Raw genomic sequence first — 22,038 nt, 5'->3', positions numbered from 1 at the left:
ATATTATAATTACATTTTTAATTTAACTATATTTTTAAAGCAATATATTTTCTCACAATCCATATACTTAAAATAACTACACTTCGAAGGATTCTTTATGAAAGAAGATGAATTAGAATTAACAAATGACTCTTTTTTAGTTTCTGAAACTGATGAAGAAGGAATAATTAGATTTGCGAATGAACAGTTTTGCAAATATTCTGAATTTCCTTTAAATGAACTAATTGGAAAACCCCACAGTATTGTAAGACATAAAGATATCCCAGCATCTGTTTTTGAAGATTTATGGAAAACAATACAAGCAGGCAATATATGGAGAGGTTTTGTAAAAAATAGTACAAAAAAAGGTAAGTATTACTGGGTCTATGCAACAATTTATCCCTATACTTCATGTGATGGTTCAAAAGGCTATATTTCTTGTAGAAAAAAAGCTTCAAAAGAAGAAATAGAAAAATATGCAAATATCTATAAAAATATGTTGAAGTAAAGGATAAAAAATGAAATTCAATGACTTATCAATAAAAGTAAAACTTTTAATTTTAGTTTCAATATCAATTATTTTTGTTATTATTCTTTCTTCAGTAGTCTTATTTAAAGCATCCAAAGAAAAAAAAGGTTATGAAAACTTACAAAGTGTTATCAAAATAAACATTATAATATCTTCGCTTGTTCATGAAACACAAAAAGAAAGAGGAATGACAGCTGGCTACTTAGGAAGTAAAGGTATTAAATTTAAAGATAAATTAAACTCACAAAGAGAACTAACGAATGAAAAGTTTACTCAATTAAAAAATGAGTATAAAAATTTAAACAAATCTTTTCTATCAAAAAACTCTGTTAAATATATAGATGAATCAATAAATGAACTTAATATGCTAAAAGAAAAAAGAGAAGCTATTAGTAGTTTAAATATAAAAACAAATGATGCTATTTCTTATTATACAAATATAAATGCAAAATTATTAGATTTTATTGCACGTTCATCAGCTAGTTCACATGATCCAAGTATTACAAGAGAAATACTCTCTTATTATAATTTTCTTGTTGCAAAAGAAAAAGCAGGAATAGAAAGAGCAGTTGGAGCTAATACTCTAGCAAGAGGTAATTTTGCAAAAGGGATGTATCCAAAGTTTGTTAATCTCATCTCTTCTCAAAAAGAGTTTATTAAAGAATTTTCTATATACGCTAAAAGCCAAATAATTTCATACGTAAATGATGCTTTTGATACGCAAGTGGTAAAAGATGTACAAAAAATGAGAGAACAGATTTTACAAGCTGAACAAAAAACTATTGTTTTAGGATATATTGAAGAAGATATTGGTTTTGGTGGTATTATTTACTATGTTCAAAAATATATTCATGAAAAAGATAGTAAATATATTGATTTAATAAAACAAAAACATGATGAGTTAATAAAACATATAAATGATTATAAAAAACTATCAGCTACAAGTGAAAAAGAGAAAAAATTGTTAGATAAAGTTAAAAAAGGTTTTGATGATTATTTAAATAGTGTTGAAGCAAATAAAATTGATTATCTTAAAAATAAGAATGATAAAACAACAATTAATGCAATAAAAAAACTTTTTAATAGTCAGTTTGATATTGAACCTGATGTTTGGTTTGATACGATTACTAAAAAAATAAATCTATTAAAAAAAGTTGATGACAATATATCTTCTTTTATACTAAAAGACATAAATAAAAAATATAAAAATATTACAAATTCATTTTATACACAAATAGGTATTTTAATAATTGCTTTATCTTTACTAATTGGATTAACATATTTCATTTATAGAAATATTTCTAAATCAACAACAGCAGTGTATGAAGGAATTAGTAACTTCATGCTTTATTTAAATAGAGAAATCAATGAGTTAGATGAAATAAAAATATATGGGAATGATGAACTTGGACATATTTCTAAAATGGCAAATGAAAATATCAAAAAGATCAATCAAGGTTTAGAAAATGATATGTTCTGTGTAGGTGAAGCAATAATGGTACTAAATAAAATGAGACAAGGATATTATAATTGTAAAATCAAATCTAAAGCTTCTAACCCACAATTACAAGCTTTAACAAATTCAGTAAACCATACAATTGAAACACAACATAAAATATTTAAAGAGATACTATCAACTCTAGAAAAATATACAGACTATGATTACACAGTAAGTATGCATAATATTAATTTTGATCTAGGTGGTGAACTAGAAGAGGTATTAGAAGGTATTAATAAATTAAGAAAATCTATTACGCAAATGTTAATTGAAAATCAAGATATTGGATATACACTTAAAGATAGTTCAAGTAATCTTCTTAAAAACGTTGATACATTAAATAGATCATCAAATGATGCAGCAGTAAGATTAGAAGAAACAGTTGCAGCAATTGAAGAAATTACAGGGAATATTGCTTCTACAAATAACTTTGTTCAAGAAATGAGTAAAAATGCAAATATTCTAGGAGAGTCTTCTAGCAAAGGGAAAGATTTAGCAAATAAAACAACAAAATCAATGGAAGAGATAAATCAACAAGTAGCAGAAATAACAGAAGCAACTAGCCTTATTGACCAAATTGCATTTCAAACAAACATACTTTCATTAAATGCAGCAGTAGAAGCAGCAACAGCAGGAGAAGCTGGTAAAGGATTTGCAGTAGTTGCACAAGAAGTTCGAAGTCTAGCATCTAGAAGTGCAGATGCTGCAAATAAAATCAAATCAATAGTTGAAAATGCATCTATAAAAGCACAGGAAGGTAAAAAAATCTCTTTTAGTATGATTGAAGGATATAACCAATTAAATAATAACGTAGAAAATACAATTTCACTAATTCAAAATATCCAAAATGCATCTAAAGAGCAAACTAATGGAATTGAACAAATAAATGATGCAGTAAATAGTTTAGATAAAAAAACACAGGAAAATGCACATGTTGCATCACAAACAAATGACATTGCAATACAAACTTCTGATATTGCAAAAAAAGTCGTTAAAAATGTAGATAAAAATAACTTCAAAGGTAAACATAATATTTAATGATATTTGTTTTTCTAGTATTTATTTACTAGAAAAACCTTTGATGTAAACCTCTAAATTAATGGTGTATAATGAATATACTATTTAAGATATTACATAATGTATAAAATCAGTTAAAACTTAACAGTTTCATTTTCAATATGAAAATATATTTAAAATTATTTCTATTTTTTTCTCTTATTTTTGTATAACTAAAAATAGATAAAACTGTTTACAAAATATCTATTTACTTTATTACTGCTAAACTATAATTAGTCATTTTTTCAACTTTTGTATAACATTAAATAATATTAAAAAAATACATATAGCCATATCAACTTTTTTTTGATATAATTTAATATATTAAAATTATAAGGGTATAAATGTTTAATGATAAGATAAAGATCTTAGGTGCACATGGAGGAAAAGGATTAGATGCAAATAATACAACTATTCAAATTGACAGGTGTAGTGTAATTGATGCAGGTAATATTATTAAAGCTATTGGGGAAGATGCAAGATATATTGATAATATTTTTCTTACTCACTCTCACCTTGATCATATAATTGATATTCCTTTTTTAGTAGAATCATTTTATGAAACAAGAAATAAACCTATTAAAATTTATGCATTAAAAGAGACAATTGACCATCTAAATAGATATATTTTTAATTGGAATATTTGGCCAGATTTCTCAGATATTGATATAATAAATCAAAAGCACTCTATTGAATTTATTGAACTTGAAGTAAACAAAGTATTACAATTTAAAAACTTTTCAATAAAACCAATAAAAACAAATCATACAATTTCAAGTTGTGGATATGTAATTACAAAAAATACAAATTCCATATTTTTTACTGCTGATACATATATTTGTGATGAGATATGGAAAGAGTTAAATGAAAATCCATCAATAAAACAATTAATTATTGATGTTTCCTTTCCTTCTAGATTAGAAATAGCTGCACAAACAAGTAAACATTTAACATTAAAACTATTAAAAGATGAACTTACAAAACTAACAAGAGATGATATTAAAATATATATAAATCATCTAAAACCTACATATATTGATGAGATAACCCAAGAGTTAAAAACACTTAATTTAGAAGATAAAATAACAATTTTAAATGATTCGGATGTAATTAATTTAAGAAAACAAAAAAGAACTTCACGAAAGAAAGATTTAGATATTGAACACTTATTATTAAAATGTAATACAAAAGATGATTTTGATAGAGTTATCAAAAGACTAGAAAAAGAAAAACAAAAGATAAAATAAAAGAGAAAATCTCTTTTATTTTACAAATTCAACTACCTCATTAAAGTCTAGTCTTAATTGTTCAGATTGTTCATTTAGTCTATACCCAAAAGGTAAAACCAATGCAACTTGATATTTTGTAGTATCCAACTCTAAAATTGCTTCTAACTTCTCTTTTTCAAAACCTTCAATAGGACAAGAATCAATTCCAATACCAGCAGCTGCTGTCATCATATTTCCTGCTGCGATATAAGTCTGTCTTGCAGTCCATTCATAAATATTTTTATCACTACTTAAAGTTTCTTTTAAATGACTTGCATAAAGATTTACATAAAAATCTCTTTTTTCTTGTGGCATAGGTCTTCTTGCAAATCTTTTTTCAGGAATGCCAGTCTCTACTTTTAAATCTTCAATTTTTGCTAAAACAATAACTAAATCACTACAAGATGTAATTTGAGCTTGATTCCAACAAGCAGGTTTTACTTTTTCTTTTAATTCTTGATTTTGAATTACTAAGAATTTCCAAGGTTCCATACCAAAAGAAGAAGGCGATTTTCGCCCTATTTCTAAGATAAAATTCAAATCATCATTAGATATTTTTTTTGTCTCATCAAAAACTTTACATGCATGTCTAAAATTCATTGCTTCTAAGAATTGTTCTTTAGTCATATTATTCCTTTATTTTATTTTTTGTAATTTATTAATATCAACACTTTCAACTTTATTTTCAATACTAGAAATAAACAGTTTAAAATGTTCTTTTTCTGAGTGTTTTTTTAAGTACTCTACATTTTCCCAAGTTTCAATAAAAGTATAACTATTTTCTTCTTCTATATTCTTATGAAAATCATATTGAATACAACCTTCATCATAATTATGTGTATCTTTGTAAAGTTGTTTTAAAACTTCATAAATCTCATTGTTATACTCTTCTTTTACTTTAATTTTTGCAACTACTGTAATATTTTCCAATTAATCAACCTTATTTAAAATTTTCTTGTAAAGTAGTTTCAAATTTAGATAACTCTTTTTCTAAATCTAAATCACCTTTATATACATCGTGAATTGAATAGGTTTTTAATTTTTCTAATCCACAAAATTGGAAGTTTTTATGTACTGCAAAATTTGCTTGATCAAGAGTTAATCCTTCAAAAAAACCATCTTTATTGTCAAATTCACTTTCAGGACAATTATATGTAATACTTAACATATACTTTTTGCCTTTCATTAATCCACCACTTCCATATTTTTTGCTTGCATCTGTTCTACTTCTTCCATCATTTTCATATGTAACAGTACCAACACCACCTGATAATACTTCATCAAAATATTTTTTTGCAAGCCAAGGTACACTCATCCAATAAACAGGATATTGAAAAAGTATAAAATCAGCCCATGCAAATTTTTCTAACTCTTCTTTTACATCATAACCTTTATCAATTGCAGTATTTTTAACTTTAAATCCATTATCAACAAAAAATTTATTTGCTTTGTCTATAAAATTTTGAGTTAATTCTCCATTTGCAAAACCTTCATATTTTTGATGTGCGTTTATTATTAATATTTTTTTCATCATTAGTCCTTATTTTTTATAAAATTATACACTTTACTAGATTAATTTACCCTTACTTTACTTTTAGTAAGTATTACACTTTTATTTTTGATTTTCTTTTAAAATTAAATGTTATAACAGATAAAAATACAAAAAAACACCCTATTATAGTAGATAATAAAATTTTTTCATCAAATACAATCCAACTAGATATTATTGCACCAATTGGAACTATAAACATAAAAACTCCAGTTTTATGTGCTCCTAGATGACTTGCAGAGATGAAAAATAATGTCATACTAAATGTTCCAGAAAATAAACCAATAAATAGAATATTCCACCAAAATACCGAATCCAAAGCAACAAAATCAAATGGATGATAAGGTAATGCAAATATCATATTTATAAATGCAGTTATTCCAAATACAACTAATGTATATAACATAGGATTTGCACGTGATGAAATTTTTTGTGCAATAATTGTCACAAAAGACCATACTAATGCAGCTAATAAAAAATATAAACTATCTACATTTAAAAAAGCAAAACCTTCCATAGGAATTCTTAACAGTATTAATGCCCCAAAAAAACCAATACATAATCCAAATATTTGAATTTTATTTACTTTTATTCCTAATAATATAATTGATAAAAAATATGTAATTAAAGGAACTGATGAAGTTACTATTGTACCTCCATAACCTGCTTGCCCATGGGACAAACCAAGAAAAAACAAATAATTAAATATGGCACTTAATATACCTGCTAATATCATATAAATTATTGCAATAATATCTACTTTAAAAGAGACTTTCATATATAACACAACAGGTATTATACTTATAAAAGAAATAGCATATCTCCAAAAAGCAGCTACTTGGGGAACAGTGTGTTGCATAGTCACTTTCCCAGATGTCCATGCAATTCCCCAAAAAATCATTGATATAAACATTGCTATTATATATTTTGTTTTATTTTCTTCTTTTCTCATAAATTGTTTTTCTTTTCCTTTCTTTTATTAAATATAATTACTGCAAAAAAAGATAATATACATCCAAGTATAGTTGAAAATAATATTTTCTCATGATAAATTATATTACTTGATAAAATAGCAACTGCAGGTATAATAAACATATGAATAATGCAATTGACTGCGTAAGAGTCATCTTATTTTTTAAAAATATTATTGATAAAAAATATGTAAATATAGGTGCTAATGAAGTCATAATTGTTCCACCATAACCTGCTTGCTCATAACTTAAACCTAAAAAAGTTGAATAATTAAATCCTGCACTTAACATGCCTGCAATAAACATATATATTATTCCTATTTTATCAGCTTTAAAAGATATCTTTAAATAAAAAAGTATTGGAATTATTGAAATAAAAGATATCGCATATCTCCAAAATGCAGCAATTTCAGGATTTGAATGCATTGTTGCAGCTTTACTTGCTGGCCATGAGATACCCCATGATACCATTGCAAGAAAAATAAAAATATAATATTTATTATCTGAAGTAATTTTTTGATTTAAAAAAAATAATGTTCTTATTGTTCTCATTTATATCCTTTCTATAATAAGATTGAGAATTATCTCTATTATCTACTTAATATATCCTTACTTTATTTTATGTAAGTAAAGGAGTTTTATATTTTTTGTGCTATAATTTCAATAAGAAAGGAAAAAATTATGTATTATGTAAATGATAAAGAATTTAATTGTTCAATTAGTGTGACATTAGATATCTTTAATGACAGATGGAAGTTATCAATCATATGGCATCTACTTCAAGATAACAAAAGGTTCAAGGACTTACATGAAGAGATATCTGAGATTACACAAAAAACATTAACTGTGAAATTAAAAGAATTAGAGTATAAAAATATCATAAATAGAGAGGTTTTCCCAGAAGTACCACCCAAAGTTGTATACTCATTGACTGATGCAGGTAAAAGACTTAAACCCCTACTTGAAGACATGTATGAATGGGGTGTAAAATATGTTGAAGAGTTTGGGACAATAACAGAAGAAAATATGTGCTATTCTGAAAAGAATAGAAGAAAAAATAAATAATGGAAAATTTTGCATTAATTATTGTTGCAATACTAATTGGATATGCATTACAAAAATTTAAGATTTTTTCTCAAGAAACTCCAATAATATTAAACCAGTACATTATTTATATATCTCTTCCAGCGATAATATTATTACAAATTCCCAAACTAAATATTTCATTTGATATTATTATCCCTGCTGCTATTGCATGGTTAGTAATAATATTTTCTGCAATTATTGTACTAATATTCGCAAAATATTTAAAATGGTCAAAAGAGATAACAGGTTCATTACTTTTAGTTGCTGTATTAACAAATAGTTCAATTGCAGGTATTCCAATAATAAGTATGTATATAGGAGAAAAGTCAATCCCTTATATAGTTATTTATGATCAGTTGGGTACATTTATTGCACTTGCTACTTATGGAACTTTAATTACTGCAATTTATGCAGATAGTACAAAAAGGACAACTCCTAGAATTATTGTTCAAAAAGTTTTAACATTTCCTCCATTTATGTCGTTACTTATTGCTTTTTGTTTTTTAGGTATAGATTATCCACCTATTATATCAAGCATTTTGAGAGACTTTAGTAGCACTCTTATTCCTGTTGCTTTAGTAGCTGTTGGTCTTCAACTTAAATTAAAACTACCTAAATCAGACTTAAAACCATTAAGTATTGCTTTATTAATAAAATTGATTTTGGCACCTATAATTGCATATTTAATTGCAGTTATATTTGGATGGGATACAACTCTTGCAAGTGATGTATCTATTTTTGAAGCTGGTATGTCCCCAATGATCACTGCAGGTGCAATTGCTGCAATGGTTGGACTTGCACCAAGACTTAGTACAGCAATTGTAGGTTATGGAATTATTATATCTTTTCTAACTACATTTGTTATTTCAAGATTAGTTTAAAACCAATAAACTGGATAATGTCTTAACTCATTTTGCGATAGGTTATTTATAAACAATGCAACAACTAACATAAGTAAAGAACCTATTGCAATAGGAGTAAAAGGATAGAACCAACCTAAATCATGAACTTTTTCACTTCCAATTACATATATTAAAGCAGTTGCGCCTCCAGGAGGATGCATTGTACATGTTATATGCATTATTACAATAGAAATTGATACACTTAAAGCACAAAGAATCTCAATAGGCAAAAATGAAAATACTTTAACAAGAGTTACAGATACAAATGCTGATAAAATATGCCCTCCAACTAAATTTCTTGGTTGTGAAAATGCAGCTTGTGGTGCACCATATATCAAAACTGCGCTTGCACCAAATGAACCTAAAAGAAAAAAACTATCTTCAATAGAAAAAAACTTACCAAATATAGATATTATATAAATCCCTACAAAAGATCCAAAAAAAGACCAAATAATTTTGGAAGTTGGTATTCTAGGTGTACATTTAGATTTACTTCTCATTCTAAAAAAATATTTTTTTAACAACTCTTCTCCTTAATTTTATAATTATATAAAAAAATTTGAAAATTAATTATGATTTATATCAAATTTAATATAATCAAAAAACATAAAATTTTTTTGATTTTTCTATTAATAAATGCTTATTTTTGTTATATTTTTTTAATTTAAAGCTTAAATAAAAAAGTTTTTTATATATTTTCACGGCGACTTAGTTGCATTTAAAGTTTATTTGTTATACTCCAAATTTTAAAATACATTAAAGGGATACCTATGTCTAATCATTGTCCATATTGTCAAAAAAAAATATCTATTAGTAAAGTTTTTTGTTCAAGAGAATGTAAAGACAACTATTTTCAAATGGTTGCTATACAAATTCCAAAACCATTTATAAAAAGAATTTTTGTTTTTTGTGATAAAGAACAAAGAGAAAAAGAAATTGCTGAATTTGCTAGTAGACATGGATGGAAAGAGAGCCTTATTAGAAATAAAATAGCAAAATTAAAAGAAGAATATGGATATTAACTTTTTTACTCTCTAAATTTTACACTTTCTAAACATTTTTTTTGTATTATATTTCTAATCTAAATTAGAAAGGTAATAATGTCTAACATAATTAAAAACTTATTTTTAGTACTTTTATGTTCAACTTTACTATATGCTCAAAAAAGTAAAGAAGTATCAAAAAAAGAACTGAATACAATCAACAACTTGAATTTAATAAAACAATCAGGGATTACTATTAGTAAAGCTTATGATTTAGGTAGTATATTTGTACTAGATGCAACAATTCAAGGTCATGCTCATCAAGAACTTTTTTTAACAAAAGATAAAAAAGTAGTTTTTTCAGGTAATGCAATAAATACAAAGAATGGAGATAATTATACCTTGCCAATTGATTTATCAAATATTTTAGGCAAAGAAGCCTTTACATTTGGTTCAGGTAAAGATGAATATATATTATTTACAGATCCTGAGTGCCCTTATTGTAAAAAATTTGAGTCTTATTTCTCTCAAATAGAAAAAGATGTAAAAATAAGAATATTTCTTTTCCCTTTAAGTTATCATAAAAATGCAAAAGAGTTATCTTTGTATTACATGAGTAAAAAAACTAAAAAAGAAAAAGTTGATGCTTTATTAAATGTAACTGCACAATCTGCAGAATTTAAAAATAGAAAATATGATGATGCAGAATATGCTAAACTAGAAAAAAGACTTAATGAACAAATAAATGCTGCAAAAAAGTTAAATGTTAGTGCAACTCCTACTATGTATGATATTAATGGTAAAAAAGTATCTTGGGTAGAGATATTACAAAAAAAAGGTATCAAAGTTAATTTCTAAAAAAGACAAAATCACACTTGTGATTTTGCTTTTATAATTTTATAATTTGATTTAATTTCACAATTCAGATAAACTGCATAACAAACGCGTATTGCACCTTAAAAAGTCGCTTCTCAGGCTTGATACACCGTTACTTGTATAAAAGTAAAAATCTATACATCTAAAACAGAGCAAAAATTAAATAGACCTATCATAGATATAAATTATTGGCATTTTTTGCTTTTCTAATATATATCATATCTAATAAAGTATTTTAAAATATGGGAAAAAAAGATAGTGAATTAAATCAAAGGAAATTATAATATGCATAAATTAAAAATAGGAGTCATTGGAACTTCAAAGAAAATTGATGAGAAAAGGCTTCCGATTCATCCAAAACATTTATCACGAATTCCAAAAGAATTAAGAGAACAATTAATATTTGAAGAGGGTTATGGTGCTTCGCTTGGTATTTCAGACAATGAAATTTCACTTTTATGTGCAGGAATAGATACAAGACATAATTTACTTGCAAATATTGGTATAGTAATAATTAATAAACCTATGTTAGAAGATTTAAAAGAATTAAAAATTGGTGGAACACTTTGGGGATATGTACATTGTGTCCAACAACAAGATATTACACAAATTGCAATAAAAAGAAAACAAACACTTATTGCATTTGAAGATATGTTTGCATGGTCAACAACTGGACAAATTGGTAGGCATACTTTTTATAAAAATAACGAAATGGCAGGTTACTGTGCAGTAATTCATGCACTGCAATTAAAAGGTATTGATGGTCATTATGGGAATCAACGTAAAACTATTATTTTTGGATTTGGAGCAGTAAGTCGTGGAGCAATTTATGCTCTTAAAGCCCATGGTTTTAGAGATATAACTATTTGTATTCAAAGAAATAATTACGAAGTAAGAGAAGAGATACTTGATTGTCATTATGTTAGAATTGAACAAGGACAAAAAGATCAAGCTCGTATGATAGTAGTTGAACACGATGGCTCAAAAAGAGCACTTACTGAACTAATTAGTCAATCAGATATTATTGTAAATGGTGTCTATCAAAATACACAAAATCCCACAAACTTTGTAATTGAAAAAGAGAGTTCATGTTTAAAACCAAACTGCTTAATCATAGATGTAAGTTGTGATGAAAAAATGGGATTTTTTTTTGCAAAACCTACCACATTTAAAAAACCAATAATAAAATATAAAACAATAAACTATTATGCTGTTGACCACACCCCTAGTTATTTATGGGAAAGTGCGACGCGTTCAATTTCAGAAGCACTATTAGTATATTTACCTATTGTTTTAGCAGGAAAAAAAATGTGGCATAAAAATAAAACTATAAATTATGCAATTAATATTGAAGATGGAATAATTAAAAAAGATTCTATTATTTCATTTCAAAATAGACAAAAACTATATCCATATAAGATAAAGTTTGATTTTAAACATTTTACTTTTTCAAAAGAAAAAAATAAAATAATTTATGAGAATTAAATATGATTTTTTTGTGAATTTAAATTTTTTTATTATTAAAAACAATTATTATTAATTCTTATATTAAAAAAATTAAGCAATTAAACTGTAAAATTTATGTAATAGCCTAAATATAGGAGTTATTATGAACATTATAAAAATATGTTTTTTTTTCATAATTATAGTTTCTTTAACTTCATGTGAAAAAAGAGATTCAAAACAAAAACAAGAAGTAAATAATACTCCTATTACTGTTATAGTACCCCATTTAGGTGGATTAATTAGCGATCCAGTAAAAATGGAAGCAAAAAAAATGTCTAAACAAAAAAATATTACCATTCGAGTTATTACTCCAAGTTGGGATGATACTATTCCAAAAATAAAAGAATCACTAAAAGATAAAGATATCAATTATGATGTATATTTTTTATTTTCTTCATGGGCAGGAGCAATATTAGCTAATCATAATGCATTAGAAATTCCAAAATGGGTAAAAGATAAAATTGATTGGAATGATGTATTACCATTATATAAAGAAAATATATATAATTGGAATAATAAATGTTATTTTTTACCATACGATGGGGATAATGTAGTAGTATATTATAGAAAAGATATATTTCAAAATAAGCTATATAAACAAAAATTCAAAAATATATATCATTATGAATTAAAAGCTCCTAATACATGGGACGAATATAGAGATATTGCTGAATTTTTCAATGATTGGGATTGGGATAATGATGGTAAAATCGAACATGGATTAGTAGGAAGTAGAGTTCCTAATTATGGGACTACTTTACTATTCTTTACAAGAGCAGCAGCATATGCAAAATATCCTTCAGATAAAGCATTTTACTTTGACAAAAATACTCTTAAACCAAGAATAAACAATCCTGCTTTTGTAAAAGCTTTAAAAGAATATATTGATATTATGAAATTTGCTCCCAAACAAATAGTAAACTATTCTCCTTTTGAAGTAAGACAAAGTTTTATAGCAGGAGATGTGGCTTTAGCAATAGATTGGGGAGATATTGGTATTATGGCACAAAATGCAAAAGAATCTGTTGTAAAAGGAAAAGTTGGATATGCAGTCTTACCAGGAAGTAATAAAGTATATAACTCTATTACAAAAAAATGGGAAAATAAATTTAATAGAGTAACAGCATTAACAGGAAACTGGATAATCGTAATAAATAAGAACTCAAAAAATAAAAAACTTGCACTTGAATTTGCTGCTAAAATGTCATCTAAAGAGTTAACAGAAAAACTTATATCCAAAAGTTGGAGTGGTGTAAATCCATCAAGAATATCTCACTTAGAACCAAATTCTTATAAAGAATGGGAAGATAGTGGTTTTACAGAAGATGAAGCAAAAGCATATTTAAAAACTATTAAAGACTCATTTTCAAATAAAAATGTAATTACAGATATAAAAATTGATGGTGCAGATCGTTATTATCAAGTAATGAATAAATATTTACACAAAGCAATAATAAAAGAATTAACACCTAAAGAAGCTTTAGATAATATTGCTAAACAATGGGAAAAAATCACTGATGAAATAGGACGTAATAAACAAATTATGTTATATAAGGAATCAATTAATGACTAATAATAAAAAAATAAAAGATTTTACATTATATAGCTTTATAATACTTATTATTGGTCTTTTATTAAGTACTATTGTTTTATTTTTCTTTTTAAAGAAAGTTGAAACTTTAAATAATACATTAACTAATCTTTCAAATACAAAAAATTCATTTTTAGAATTAAAAATGAATACAGAAAATTTATTATCAACACTTCATCTTGAAGATAAAAAAATAATTTGGATAAGCTCAATTAAAAACTTTGATGATCACATAAAAACAATAACAAAAGAGCAAAGAGAAAGAATTCATAAACTTTGGTATATCTCAAAAAAAGAGATTGAACAAATAAAAACTATACTAAATGAAGATATTTTGCAACCATATAATTTACATAAAAGATCTATTTTAATGCTTCAAGGTGAACTTTTTATACAAGATGTAAATAGTAAACTTTATAAAACAATTTTATCATTAACAAGAAAAATTGAGTTTCTACTTCAATATGAAAACTTTATTTTTAATGAATTTAAACAGATGGATAGAATTGATAAAAAAATAATAAAAGAGCAAATAGAACAAACAAAAATATATTCTGTCGTATTTAGTTTATTTATTCTTGTCATTGTTATATTTACAATTTTCATATTAAATAAAAAAATATCTAATATTGAAAATAAACTAATTAAATCACAAGATGATTTATATGAAAAAATTCAAGAATCTCAAGAGAGTAAATTGCTTTTAGATAATATCATTGATTCCATTCCTATTGCAATTTTTTGGAAAAATACTAATTTCAAATATTTAGGAGGGAATAAATACTTCTTAAATTTAGCAGGACTTAGAGTTAAACAACAAATAATTGGAAAATCCGATTTTAAATTACCTTGGGCTCCAAAAGATGTACTTCAATATAGAAAAGATGATAAACATATTTTAAAAACTGGAGAAAAAATACTTCAAATTGAAGAGAGCATACTTACACATGACAAAAGAAGATTAGATATACTTACATCAAAAGTTCCATTGACAAATACAAAAGGCGAAATTATTGGTGTTCTTGGAATATTTATGGATATAACAGATATAAAAAAGATGAACGAAGAACTAGATAGTAAAAATAAAATGATAGAACAACAATCAAAAATGGCTGCAATGGGAGAAATGCTTGAAAATATTGCGCATCAATGGAGACAACCTCTTTCTGTTATTTCATCAAGTGCAACAGGAATAAAAGTAAAAAAAGAGTTTGAAATATTAGATGATGAGTTTTTAGATGAAGCTATTAATAGAATAACTAATTCTGTAAATCATTTAAATCAAACAATTGAAGATTTTAGAAATTATTTTAAACCTGATAAAAAATTAACTTATTTTGATATAGAAGAGTGTATAGAAAAGGTTCTGTTTTTGACTCAATCAAAAATTAAAAATAGAGATATATCTATTATAAAGAATCTACAAAAAATTAAAATATTTGGTCTAAAAAATGAATTTATCCAAGTTATAATAAATATTATAAATAACTGCATTGATGCACTAGAGGAGAAAAATAAACAAAACAAATATATTTTCTTTGATTCAAAGGTCAATAAAGAAACAAATGAAATAATTTTAGAAATTACAGATAATGCAGATGGAATACCAGAAAATATTATTAATAAGATTTTCAATCCATATTTTACAACAAAGAGTAATAAAAATGGTACAGGAATTGGATTATACATGTCTAAAGAGATGATTACAAAACATATGAATGGAACATTAACAGCTAAAAATATAGAATACTCTTATAATAAGCTTAAATTAAAAGGTGCAAAATTTATATTAAGTATTCCTATAAAATAATCTACATTTTAAAATTGTTACGATAAAATGACAAAATCAGATCTCAGGATGAGATTCCATCATTAAGTTATTAATTTATTAGATGGCCAAAATTATTTTAGTTTTGGAGATACTTTTGAATAATCAAAATCATTGTATATCTATTTTTACAGGTCATTTAAAGCCTTCCCAAGCACTATTTTTAAAACTAGAAAATGCATTTTTAGTTTCAAATACTTATGAAATCATCGAAATCATTTCTTTAAATCCAAACATTGAAACAGAACTTAGAGGTTGGGCAAAAATAAAAGGACATTTATATTTAGGAAGAGAAGTTTTAAAACAACAATACTCTTACAAAATACAAAAAATCACAAAAAATAGTTTTTCATCATCAGCATCTTGGAATAAAAAGATGAAAGGTATTGAAACATCAAATCCAAAATTGAAAGATTTAAATTTGAGTGAAGAAATATTAGATAAAGCCCCAATAGATAATGGTCTTTTAACTAGAGGAATAGTTACACAAGAAGGTTCACCTCATTATAATTTTGAACTTTCCCATAAAGAACTTATATGGTCAGATCCTGTTTCTATACTTTATGAAGAAGGTAAAAATTTACAATGGAACGCAACAACAGATATTGCATGGAATGAGATTCCAAATCTTGATCCAATATTAGAAAAAGCAATATGCCAAATCATGACATATCTAGTAGAAAATGAATTTTCTGCGTTATACATTCCTGGTAAATTTATTAGTAAAATCAATCCATATTACATGGAAGTTCCACTTTTTTTATCATCTTTAATGAATGATGAAGCAAGACATATAGAAGTTTTTACAAAAAGAGCAAATGCAAATGGAGGTGGATTTCAATACTCTAGTGAAGTAACTCAACGCTCATTATACTCTCTTTTTAAAGAAGAGGATTATATAAAAAGTTCTTTTTTACTTCATGTTATGGGTGAAGGAACATTTGTTGATTTATTAAGTTTTTTAGAAAAGTATATGCCAGATGAGGCAACAAAAAAACTTATAAAATTAGCAAAAAGAGATGAGATGAGACATGTAGCATATGGTATGGAACATGTAAGATCTGCTATTGAACAAAATCCATATAGAATAAACTCTTTAAAAAACACGGCATTTAAAAGAAAAGAGTTTATGGATGAATTAAATACAGAATCAACAATGCTTTTAGAATCACTTGCTATCTTGGCAGGAGGAAGTGATGAACCAGATGACTACAAAAGAGGTTTTGACCTAGTAGAAGAACTAAAAAAGACAATGAATAAAAATAGAATTAAAAGACTTATTGATATAGGTATGGATGAAGATTTAGCAAATGATATCTCCAAAGCACATACACCAAATTTTATGTAGGAAAAAATTCAGATGGATAATATTTATAATAAAATGCAGGAATTTGCAAAAAAACATATTGAACCTTATACTACAGATGTAGATAAAAATGCAACTTTTCCAAAAGAAAGTTTTGATGCTTTAAAAAAAGAGAGAATAACTGCTCTTTTAGTACCCAAAGAGTATGGAGGAATGGGTTTATCATTGGAAGAACATGCTCAAACTGTATTAGCTTTTGCTTCTACTTGTGCAACAACTGCACTTTGTTATATGATGCATAATGTTGCAACAAATTGCATTGTAACACATGGAAGTGAAGAACTAAAACAAAAATTTCTTCCAAAAATTGCAAATGGAGAAATACTTCTTGCATTAGCATATAGTGAAAGTGGTTCAGGAACACATTTTTATCAACCAGAATTAGAAGTAACTAAAAAAGATAATAAATATATTTTAAATGGTAAAAAAAGTTTTGTTACTTCTGCTTTATATGCGGATTATTGTCTTATTGATGCAAATAGTATTGATACTGAAGGACTAGATAATTGGCTAGTACATAAAGATTTAATGGGAGTAAGTTATCAAGAATCAAATTGGGATGGTTTAGGAATGAGAGGAAATGCTTCAATGCCTATGTTTCTTGAGAATGTTCAAATTGGTAGTGAATATAGATTAGGTGAAGCTGGTAGTGCAGAAGAACAAATATTTAATACTGTTGGACCATTTTTTATTTTGGGATTAAGTGCTGTTTATAGTGGTGTAGCACTTAATGCATGCAATACAATAATTGATTATGCAAAAAATAGAAAATATCCAGATAATACAACTCTTAGTAATATACCAACTGTACAAAATCATATTTCTAAAATATATACTAAAGCTACAAGCGCTAAACATTTCACTTTAGCAGCAGCAAAAAGTGGAGCAACAGGACAAGAAGATGCATTAGCTCAAATAATTTCTGCAAGATTAAACGCATCAGAAGTTGCAGTTGATGTATGTACTTTAGCTATGAAAATAGGTGGTGGAACTGCCTATGCAAAAAGAATAAAAATTGAAAGACTTTTAAGAGATGCATTTGCAGCTCAAGTCATGGCACCAAGTACAGATGTACTTTCAACTTGGTTAGGAAAAGCTTTAACTGATCAACCTATTCCATAAGGAGAAAATAGATGCAAAAAACAATTATGCTAGGAGCAGTTGCTTATGATCCAAAAGTATTACCAATTTGGGATATTATAAGAGACTATTTTAACGATAGAGGTGTTAGACTTGACTATGTTATGTTTTCTAATTATGAAGCTCAAGTTGAGTATTTATTATCAGGGAAAATTGATATAGCTTGGAATACAAATGTAGCTTGGGTAAGATGTCATGAACAAAGCAATGGTAAAGTAAAAGCTTTACTTATGAGAGATACAGATATTGATTTTAAATCAGTATTTATTACAAAATCAAATAGTAATATAAAATCAATTAAAGATTTAAAAGGGAAAAAATTTGCATTAGGAAGTGCTGATTCTGCACAAGCAGCAATACTTCCATACAAATTTTTAGAAAAAGAATTAGAGAATATTAATGATGTAAAAATTGTAAGATTTAATTCAGACTTAGGGAAACATGGGGATACAGGAAAAAGCGAATTTGATATATTAGAAGTAATTTTAAATGATAAAGTAGATGCAGGAGCAATAGGAATTAGCACCTGGGTTAGAATGATTGAACAAGGAATGTTTCCAAGTGATGAAATAGAATCTTTTTATACAAGTGAAGGTTATTGTCATTGTAATTTTACTGTTTTAGATAGTCTAGATAATAATATTCAAAAAGTTTTTACAGAAATGATGCTTGCTCAAGATTCAAATGAACCGATCATAAAAAAAATGATGCAAATGGAAGGTTTAAATAAATGGGTTAAAACAACACATAAAGAATTAAAAGGTTATGAATTATTAACTCAAACAATGAAAGAACAAAACCTAATAAATAATAACTGGTAGGAAAATTTCCTACTAGTAAATTCTTCATGAAAAAGTATATATTAAATTATAAGAATATATAATTATTTAAAAAGAATTATAATGAAACTTCTAAGCCCATTTATCTTAATATTTTTCTCATTAACTTTTTGTTTTGCAAAAAATGAAATATCTTTATTATCAAAAGCAAACAAACTTTATGAGGCTGGTAAAAAAATACAAGCAAAAAAGCTATATGAAGATATAGCAAAACAAGGGGAAGCAGAAGCTCATTTTGCCCTAGCGTATAAATATGTACTTACAAAAAAACAAACAATTTATCACTTTACACAAGCTGCAATAAAAGGTCATGAAAAAGCATTAGCTTATACATTAGACTACTTACTTTTTAGGGCAAATAGCTTAGAACTTACAGATCCTAAAAAAGCTTTAGAAATTTATAAAGAAGCTAAAAAGAACAATCCAAATTTAAAATTATATGATGAAAAAAATAAAGTTAAAACTTTAAAATTAGCGGTAAAATCTAGTGATTTTGATGCAAAAGCATTTATAAAAAAATATAAGATAAAAGATACAAATTCATCACCCTATTTTATCTGGGAATTAGCCCAAGAAGCATCAAAAGATGGAAGATTTGGAAAAGCAAACCCAAAACTTGTTTTTGATTTAGTAGTAAGAGGTGGAAATGTACCAGCTGAATATGAAGCAGCAGTAAAAGTTACATATAATAACTGGCAAAATGGTATTGCTAAATTTGACTTGTGCAATTTTATCACAAGTGGTATGGGCATGGGATATTGTGCAAAAAAAGAGGAAGAAAAACAACAAATAAAAAGAGCAAAAGAGATAAAACAATTTAGAAAAAAACTTTCAAAAGAAAATCAAACATTACTTAATGATGCTTTAAAATATACAAATAAATTTATCGAAAAAAAGGCTATTTTAGAAGAAGGACATGGAGGTTCAGGAAGAGCTAGTTTTCTAATAAATTCAGAAACTAAACAAAAAAACGAATATTTAAAACTACTAAAAAAAGTACAAAAAGGTTTTACTGCAAAATTAAAGTATTCTTTAAAATACTATGACAAAAAATTAAATGAAACATACAAAAAAGTTCTAAAAAAACTAAAAAAATCAAGTATAGAATATACAATGTCATATCCAATAACCTTTGATAATATAAGAACTGTTCAAAGGATTTGGATAAAATATAGAGATGCTAATACTAAACTCTTTTTAACAATAAATCCCTCTTCGAAAAAAGAAAATTGGGAAGCATATTTAACTAAGCAAAGAACAAATCAATTAAAACTAATATTGACCTATTAGAAGTGAATACTATTTACTTCTTAATAGCCTTAACTCTTAATCTTACATAATCAGCAATCCACCCATCTTTTTCATTATATAGTTTTGGTTTTAATATTTTTTTTACTTCTTCTTTAAATAATACCTTTTGCTCATCTGTTAAATTTTTTGTTATACCATTTGCAAATACATCTAACCAATTTGTGATATCATCAATTGGTGTTGGTCTTGATATTAGTTCTATATATTCTACTCTGAAGCCATTATTTTCCAAAAGCGTTTTATACTCTGTATCACTTAAAAAAGTCCAAGGATTATTAAATTCTCCCCAGGAAGGATACTTATCAAAAACTTCTTGCATAGCATCAGTTAGACTCTTAATATTTCCATAGCCACCAAATTCAGCTACAAACCTACCCTCTTTTTTTAATGCTTTATTTATCTTATCAATTGCAAGTTCACTATTCTTTACCCAATGTAATACTGCATTTGAAAAAACTGCATCAAACTCATTTTCAAAACTCAAATCAGTAGCACTTCCAACACTTGCTATTATTCCTTTAGATTTTGTTTTTTCAACCATATCTTTACTTAAATCTATACCAATAACTTCAGCTTTTGATTTTTTTATCTCTAAAGCCAAAGTTCCCTCACCACAACCTAAATCCAAAATTTTCTCACCCTCTTTTGGATTTAGTAATTCAACTACCCCTAATGCCAAATTTGATACAAATTTTGCATGTTTTTTATATTTGTTTGCATTCCAACTATTTGATTCTTTCATACTCTTCCTTTTTGTAAATCTATAAGTATTTTACAAGAGTTTAAAATATATATGTACAAGAAATCTTAGATTTTATATCGGAATTCTTTAGGTGTTTGCTTATAATATTTTTTAAATTGGGAAATAAACCATGATACAGTAGAGTATCCACAAGTTGTAGATATATCTGAGATACTTTTATTTGTATTAGTTAAAAGTAAAATTGCTTTTTCTAATCTTTTTGTATCAAGCCATATTTTTGGAGTTTGATTAAACTCTTTTTTAATATATCTTCTAATTTTATTTTCTGATAATCTTGTGATTTTACACATATCATCAAGGGTTTGGATAAGATCAATGTTTGATTCTAGTATATATTTGATTCTATCTTGACTTGTAGCTAAAATGGAGTTAAAAAAAGAGTACATTTGCTTTTCATTGTGTTTTATTGCTTGTAGAAATATCTCTTCAATTTTAAGTTTTAAAAGATTTTTATTGAAATCAACTTTTAAATATTCTTGAAAAGTTTGCACACTATTTTCAAATAATTTATCACTTTTATAACTTGACTTTACTGTACTTTCTTCATCTTTTATATTGATTTGAATATTATATTTATTTATAAAATCAAAAATAAATTTATCATCAAAATATACTAATAATGACTTGTATTTAGAATCATTAACCAATCTTTCACTCATATAGTAGTTATTTTGAGTAAGAAAAAATATATCTGTTTTTTCTATATTAATATCTTCTTTACTTAGATGAATAACTTTTGAACCTTCAAGTACTATACCCATACTATGCATTGTGGTTCTAGCATATACATTGGAGTTTTGTGTTTTAGTAATATAATTTAAACACAATAAATCATCTATTTTTAAAAGATTTTTATATTCGTTTTCAATAAAATAATTTGGCACTACATAAGTCAAGATGATTTTTCCTTTTTATATTATATGCAATAGTTATATTACTTGTAAAATATATATTATATAAAAATATTTTACAAGTAATAAATTCTTTTATACTCTTT

22 protein-coding genes are annotated in these 22,038 nt (G+C 25.8%); 14 read left to right on the top strand and 8 right to left on the bottom strand.

Features of this window, described 5'->3' with window-relative positions; all coding sequences use genetic code 11:
* Nucleotides 1–97: 97 nt before the first annotated feature.
* From CRU93_RS08275 to CRU93_RS08265, 3 genes are all read left to right on the top strand, one after another.
* Complete coding sequence (locus CRU93_RS08275; protein ID WP_129103725.1) at nt 98–487, top strand: PAS domain-containing protein; 390 nt, start codon at nt 98–100, stop codon at nt 485–487.
* A gap of 10 nt (nt 488–497) precedes the next feature.
* On the top strand, nt 498–3,044 hold the full coding sequence (locus tag CRU93_RS08270) for a methyl-accepting chemotaxis protein (protein ID WP_129103724.1): 2,547 nt from the start codon (nt 498–500) through the stop codon (nt 3,042–3,044).
* Between the two features lie 362 nt (nt 3,045–3,406).
* Complete coding sequence (locus CRU93_RS08265) at nt 3,407–4,309, top strand: 3',5'-cyclic-nucleotide phosphodiesterase (RefSeq protein ID WP_129103723.1); 903 nt, start codon at nt 3,407–3,409, stop codon at nt 4,307–4,309.
* A 15-nt stretch (nt 4,310–4,324) separates the two neighbouring features.
* Here CRU93_RS08265 and CRU93_RS08260 read toward each other — a convergent pair whose 3' ends face one another.
* From CRU93_RS08260 to CRU93_RS08240, 5 genes are all read right to left on the bottom strand, one after another.
* Nucleotides 4,325–4,957, bottom strand: coding sequence for an NAD(P)H-dependent oxidoreductase (locus CRU93_RS08260; RefSeq protein WP_129103722.1), 633 nt, complete (start codon nt 4,955–4,957; stop codon nt 4,325–4,327).
* A 9-nt stretch (nt 4,958–4,966) separates the two neighbouring features.
* A complete protein-coding gene (locus CRU93_RS08255; protein ID WP_129103721.1) occupies nt 4,967–5,260 on the bottom strand; it encodes a putative quinol monooxygenase in 294 nt (97 codons plus the stop codon).
* A gap of 10 nt (nt 5,261–5,270) precedes the next feature.
* Nucleotides 5,271–5,861 (bottom strand): NAD(P)H-dependent oxidoreductase, encoded by a 591-nt coding sequence (locus CRU93_RS08250; RefSeq protein WP_129103720.1) that lies wholly within the window; start codon nt 5,859–5,861, stop codon nt 5,271–5,273.
* 73 nt (nt 5,862–5,934) lie between these two features.
* The gene (locus CRU93_RS08245) at nt 5,935–6,831 is read right to left on the bottom strand and encodes a DMT family transporter (protein WP_129103719.1); all 897 of its coding nucleotides are present in this window, start codon (nt 6,829–6,831) and stop codon (nt 5,935–5,937) included.
* Nucleotides 6,832–6,931: 100 nt separating this feature from the next.
* Nucleotides 6,932–7,402, bottom strand: a complete 471-nt coding sequence (locus tag CRU93_RS08240; RefSeq protein ID WP_129103718.1) for a DMT family transporter — start codon at nt 7,400–7,402, stop codon at nt 6,932–6,934.
* Between the two features lie 129 nt (nt 7,403–7,531).
* Here CRU93_RS08240 and CRU93_RS08235 point away from each other — a divergent pair, with 129 nt between their 5' ends.
* Both CRU93_RS08235 and CRU93_RS08230 read left to right on the top strand, forming a co-directional pair.
* Nucleotides 7,532–7,915 (top strand): helix-turn-helix domain-containing protein, encoded by a 384-nt coding sequence (locus CRU93_RS08235; RefSeq protein ID WP_129103717.1) that lies wholly within the window; start codon nt 7,532–7,534, stop codon nt 7,913–7,915.
* Complete coding sequence (locus CRU93_RS08230; RefSeq protein ID WP_129103716.1) at nt 7,915–8,817, top strand: AEC family transporter; 903 nt, start codon at nt 7,915–7,917, stop codon at nt 8,815–8,817. Before CRU93_RS08235 ends, CRU93_RS08230 begins: the two co-directional genes overlap by 1 nt.
* On the opposite strand, the gene CRU93_RS08225 is transcribed toward CRU93_RS08230, so the two are convergent.
* The gene (locus CRU93_RS08225; protein WP_258238867.1) at nt 8,814–9,362 is read right to left on the bottom strand and encodes an HPP family protein; all 549 of its coding nucleotides are present in this window, start codon (nt 9,360–9,362) and stop codon (nt 8,814–8,816) included. The genes CRU93_RS08230 and CRU93_RS08225 overlap by 4 nt on opposite strands.
* A gap of 246 nt (nt 9,363–9,608) precedes the next feature.
* Here CRU93_RS08225 and CRU93_RS08220 point away from each other — a divergent pair, with 246 nt between their 5' ends.
* The 9 genes from CRU93_RS08220 to CRU93_RS08180 all read left to right on the top strand — a co-directional run bounded on the left by CRU93_RS08220 (nt 9,609) and on the right by CRU93_RS08180 (nt 20,257).
* A complete protein-coding gene (locus CRU93_RS08220) occupies nt 9,609–9,860 on the top strand; it encodes a DUF2116 family Zn-ribbon domain-containing protein (protein WP_129103715.1) in 252 nt (83 codons plus the stop codon).
* Nucleotides 9,861–9,938: 78 nt separating this feature from the next.
* Complete coding sequence (locus CRU93_RS08215; RefSeq protein ID WP_129103714.1) at nt 9,939–10,679, top strand: thioredoxin fold domain-containing protein; 741 nt, start codon at nt 9,939–9,941, stop codon at nt 10,677–10,679.
* A 303-nt stretch (nt 10,680–10,982) separates the two neighbouring features.
* Complete coding sequence (locus CRU93_RS08210) at nt 10,983–12,182, top strand: N(5)-(carboxyethyl)ornithine synthase (RefSeq protein WP_129103713.1); 1,200 nt, start codon at nt 10,983–10,985, stop codon at nt 12,180–12,182.
* A gap of 124 nt (nt 12,183–12,306) precedes the next feature.
* Nucleotides 12,307–13,776 carry an ABC transporter substrate-binding protein gene (locus tag CRU93_RS08205; protein WP_129103712.1) on the top strand — a complete coding sequence of 490 codons (1,470 nt, stop codon included), beginning with the start codon at nt 12,307–12,309 and terminating at the stop codon, nt 13,774–13,776.
* Nucleotides 13,769–15,604: an ATP-binding protein gene (locus tag CRU93_RS08200; RefSeq protein WP_129103711.1), complete on the top strand. Its 1,836-nt coding sequence runs from the start codon at nt 13,769–13,771 to the stop codon at nt 15,602–15,604. The genes CRU93_RS08205 and CRU93_RS08200 overlap by 8 nt, the downstream gene beginning before the upstream one ends.
* A gap of 115 nt (nt 15,605–15,719) precedes the next feature.
* Nucleotides 15,720–16,970, top strand: coding sequence for a ferritin-like domain-containing protein (locus CRU93_RS08195; RefSeq protein ID WP_129103710.1), 1,251 nt, complete (start codon nt 15,720–15,722; stop codon nt 16,968–16,970).
* A 12-nt stretch (nt 16,971–16,982) separates the two neighbouring features.
* Nucleotides 16,983–18,110 (top strand): acyl-CoA dehydrogenase family protein, encoded by a 1,128-nt coding sequence (locus CRU93_RS08190; RefSeq protein WP_129103709.1) that lies wholly within the window; start codon nt 16,983–16,985, stop codon nt 18,108–18,110.
* A gap of 11 nt (nt 18,111–18,121) precedes the next feature.
* Nucleotides 18,122–18,949, top strand: coding sequence for a phosphate/phosphite/phosphonate ABC transporter substrate-binding protein (locus tag CRU93_RS08185; protein WP_129103708.1), 828 nt, complete (start codon nt 18,122–18,124; stop codon nt 18,947–18,949).
* Nucleotides 18,950–19,030: 81 nt separating this feature from the next.
* Nucleotides 19,031–20,257: a lysozyme inhibitor LprI family protein gene (locus tag CRU93_RS08180; RefSeq protein ID WP_129103707.1), complete on the top strand. Its 1,227-nt coding sequence runs from the start codon at nt 19,031–19,033 to the stop codon at nt 20,255–20,257.
* A 13-nt stretch (nt 20,258–20,270) separates the two neighbouring features.
* Here the strand turns inward: CRU93_RS08180 and CRU93_RS08175 are convergent, their stop codons facing one another.
* The gene (locus tag CRU93_RS08175; RefSeq protein ID WP_129103706.1) at nt 20,271–21,020 is read right to left on the bottom strand and encodes a class I SAM-dependent methyltransferase; all 750 of its coding nucleotides are present in this window, start codon (nt 21,018–21,020) and stop codon (nt 20,271–20,273) included.
* Between the two features lie 65 nt (nt 21,021–21,085).
* On the bottom strand, nt 21,086–21,937 hold the full coding sequence (locus tag CRU93_RS08170) for an AraC family transcriptional regulator (RefSeq protein ID WP_129103705.1): 852 nt from the start codon (nt 21,935–21,937) through the stop codon (nt 21,086–21,088).
* Between the last annotated feature and the right edge of the window lie 101 nt (nt 21,938–22,038).

This window comes from Arcobacter sp. CECT 8985, assembly GCF_004116495.1.
Classification (GTDB): domain Bacteria; phylum Campylobacterota; class Campylobacteria; order Campylobacterales; family Arcobacteraceae; genus Malaciobacter.
The sequence above is the reverse complement of the archived record's forward strand: the minus strand, read 5'-3'. Positions and strand labels throughout refer to the sequence as shown.